4 protein-coding genes are annotated in these 3,445 nt (G+C 33.8%); all 4 read right to left on the bottom strand.

Annotation, left to right across the window (positions count from 1 at the left end; all coding sequences use genetic code 11):
• Nucleotides 1-138: 138 nt before the first annotated feature.
• The 4 genes from J8281_RS18795 to J8281_RS18780 all read right to left on the bottom strand — a co-directional run bounded on the left by J8281_RS18795 (nucleotide 139) and on the right by J8281_RS18780 (nucleotide 3,357).
• On the bottom strand, nucleotides 139-507 hold the full coding sequence (locus J8281_RS18795; protein ID WP_210199213.1) for a hypothetical protein: 369 nt from the start codon (nucleotides 505-507) through the stop codon (nucleotides 139-141).
• A gap of 10 nt (nucleotides 508-517) precedes the next feature.
• Nucleotides 518-1,627 carry a hypothetical protein gene (locus tag J8281_RS18790; RefSeq protein ID WP_210199212.1) on the bottom strand — a complete coding sequence of 370 codons (1,110 nt, stop codon included), beginning with the start codon at nucleotides 1,625-1,627 and terminating at the stop codon, nucleotides 518-520.
• Nucleotides 1,628-1,984: 357 nt separating this feature from the next.
• Nucleotides 1,985-2,365, bottom strand: coding sequence for a hypothetical protein (locus tag J8281_RS18785; RefSeq protein WP_210199211.1), 381 nt, complete (start codon nucleotides 2,363-2,365; stop codon nucleotides 1,985-1,987).
• A gap of 11 nt (nucleotides 2,366-2,376) precedes the next feature.
• On the bottom strand, nucleotides 2,377-3,357 hold the full coding sequence (locus J8281_RS18780; RefSeq protein WP_210199210.1) for an RHS repeat-associated core domain-containing protein: 981 nt from the start codon (nucleotides 3,355-3,357) through the stop codon (nucleotides 2,377-2,379).
• Nucleotides 3,358-3,445 lie beyond the last annotated feature (88 nt).

Raw genomic sequence — 3,445 nt, 5'->3', positions numbered from 1 at the left:
GAAAATTTATTTCTTTCACAAACTGCCTCCATAAATCAAGAGGTAGTTGAGAAAGAAATAAATTTAGCGCAAAGGCATGATGTCGGATAAGTAACAACTGTCAGATCAAGTAGTGGCTACTACAGATAATTGGGATTTTTATTCTGGATAACTAATAAATAGTTTTCTCTTGAAAATACTATCCCATTCAGCAATATTCTTTTCTGGGTGTTTTTTGTCTAAAAGTATTTTAAATTTGTAACCTTTACAATCATTTCTACTTTTACACCAGTTGGAAAAAGCCCAATTAGTATTTGCTTCATCATTAAATTTTTGACCTTGGTATTCATAATTATACTTTATACATCTACCATTTTTATAACAATCTTTAATTCCAGTTATTACAGCAATAGTCTCATATGAGTTTTTAATTACCGCTCTTTTGTAAAAATAGCTCTGTATACCTGTGTAAAGTATCACACCCGAAAACAAAACAATGAAAACTACTCTGGTATATTTCTTTTGCATTATAAAAAAATTAGTTGCTACTATTATTAGTTGATATAATCTCTTGCTTCTTAACTACTTCGCCAACTATATTCTCTGCTGCGTTAGTTACCCCCTCTGTAACAACTTCTCCAACAGCAGAAGAAGTAATTTCTTTAGGAATCTTAGCCTGAACATTATTGCTTACTCTATCAATAACAAAATCAATAACTACTTCACTTGTAGACTTAGCTTTTTCACCATTAGTCGAGAAAAAAGGAGTTCTGACTGTGCCATCAGTTTCAACATCAACTAAAGCATCAGCAGCTTGTTTTGTCAAAGGTCCTAAAGGTGCAAAATTCATTAAAGGTCCAACTAAATCAATATCTTCACCCGTTACCGCTTGACTTGCTGCATCTATAGTTGCTGCTGCTGTTTTCATTAATAAACCAGCTACAAAAGCTTCATCTCCAGGTATTGGTGATATAGTAGCTGCAACTAATAAAGTACCATTTACTCCTGCATCAATTTGATTTTTCCTAACATGTTTAATCTCTGCAGGCGTGCTATTTCCTAATACGGGATCATATAAAGGTGTATCGAACTTTGCAAGTTCTAACCCTTCGAGCTCTCTACCCATACCCATCTTATTCTCTTGAAAAGCATATGTAGCATTATGAACATAATCCTCAGAAAGTGGATCGATTTGCCAGAACCTACCAATACTACGATCACTCATTCTATATCGCCATTCATGGGTGTTTAATCCAAGATCTTCTGTCAATTCTTGTCCCTGAAAAGTTTTTAGGCTATTAGGGGCATTTCTAATCGTACTATTAATCCCTTGCCAGGTCATACCAAAGGGATAGTAGTTTTGTTCCCTACGTATTTCTTCGTGATAATCACCGTCACCATCAATATCAGTACCACCCCTGGTAAAGTCTATCTTACCATCATGGTCATTATCTGCATAGGTGATTCTGGTATTGTTCCAGATATCCTTGTGTTCATATACATAGGTAAATGAGCCATCATCTTCCTGCTCGATATATCCTTCGGGATGCGTTATAGATTTCAAAGAACCATTTTCGTACACAAAGTTACCATTATATTCTAAAATATTAGTAGTTCCCCTGTCTATAGCCGTCTTTTTTAACTTCACCCCATTGGCATCATAGATATACTGTAAATTACCCTCGTGATCAGGATTGGTAACATCTATTCGTGTTGGGAAATTAAAATGATTATACGCTACACTGGTAATCCCTTTGTTTTTATCCTGGATAAGGTTTCCATTGATATCATACGTATAATCATCATTGGTAGTGTTCCTATCTTTAAAACCATAGGATTTATTTCCACCATCGGTAACACTTAACAGTTTGTTGCTGCTGGTCGCATATTGATAACTTAATACATCAAGATTTGTATAATTAGATGTGTTTTGCCAACCGTTACGGGGGTAGTTTTTTAATTATTTCTCTTTAAAACATAAAAAACCACCCGAAGGTGGCTTTTATTATTGATTTGTAGCATCTGAAGGTGGATTCTTAAAACCTTTGTATTGTTTTAAGTATTCTTCATTGCCTTCTTCTCTTAAATTTTCTTCATAATGTTTTTCAAAATGAGACATTAATATCTCATCTAAATAAATCATTTGTTGTTTTTCTTCTTTCCATTTGCTTAAAGCAAATCGAGTGAGTGTTCTATACATTGTAAAAGTTAACATACTTTCCCATACTGTATATTTTTCTTTCTCCGTAAAGTCAACAATGCGATCGACTTTATCGTAATTCTTTCTTATATCATCAATATAAGTCTCTGTTTCTTCAATCCCGTTCAAGGAAAATTCTTTTTTCCACAAAGGGGCTACTTTATTATAAATATCTTCAAAATACATTTTATAAAAATTTAATTTCCAATTACTTTTCCATCTCCATCAATAGTTACTCTTGTACCTGTTTTCTTACTCGTGCTACCAAAATCTGTAGTTCCTTTAGGCCAAGCTTTCCATTGTTCTCCAACATTTCCGGTATTACCGTGACTAGTATATGATTTAGTATAAATTGCCCCTGTTTTTTTATGAACAAATTTGTCTCCTACTCTTTTGAATTGTTCTTCATCTAGACTAGGAATAGGTAATTTTCCCTTTTTACCATTCTTAAACAGTTTTTTTACCAGGTTATATCCTTTTTTTCCTTTTTGTAATTTTCTTAAAAATAAGGTTAACGCAGCTCCTGCATATTGTCCATTTGATAATTGGTCAATTGTTTCAATACCATCCTCTATCTCATCAGTAATCATCATTTGAGTGACATCATCTGAGACACTTCCATCTGATGTTGTAACATTTTGCCATACCTGTTTCCAAAATGCTTTAGTACGATCCCACTTTAAATTATTTGGTATTTCTCCTGCTTCTTTTATTTCGCCAAAAGTATCCGCACTAACTACCCATTCAAAATCATATCCATCATCTACATGATATTTTTCTCCTGTTTCTTCATTAACAACATCAGTAAATAATCCCGTAGGGTCTTTATACACTACAGGATTATTTTTGGAGTAGTGGTATGGGGTATGAGCATAATAGCTTTCAGCCAAAGCGTCAATACCTACAAATCTACCAATAACTGGGTCGTAATGACGCCAGTCCATTTCTAACATATTGTAGTCAAGGCTTTTATTTAATTCCTTGTCAACATATGTAAAGTGTTTATTTTCGGCACCTCTAATAGTATTATTGTACCCTTTGTGTTCAAGTCCAAAGGGATAATAATTATTCTCCTGAACTATTTCAGAGGTAGTAATACTTCCGTTCCCATCTTTATCACTATAGCTAAGTCTGACGTTGTCTAAGTGGTCTTTAAATTGATAGACATATTTATACACTTAGGCAAAAATTTTGCTCGGTTGCCCTTTTTTGTCGGTACAGCTGCTAAAAAAGCAAAAATTAATAACGTTCCTACCGGTCATCATC

The organism is Aquimarina sp. U1-2, assembly GCF_017897595.1.
In the GTDB taxonomy this organism is placed as follows: domain Bacteria; phylum Bacteroidota; class Bacteroidia; order Flavobacteriales; family Flavobacteriaceae; genus Aquimarina.
This window is presented reverse-complemented; position numbering and strand designations above follow the sequence as displayed.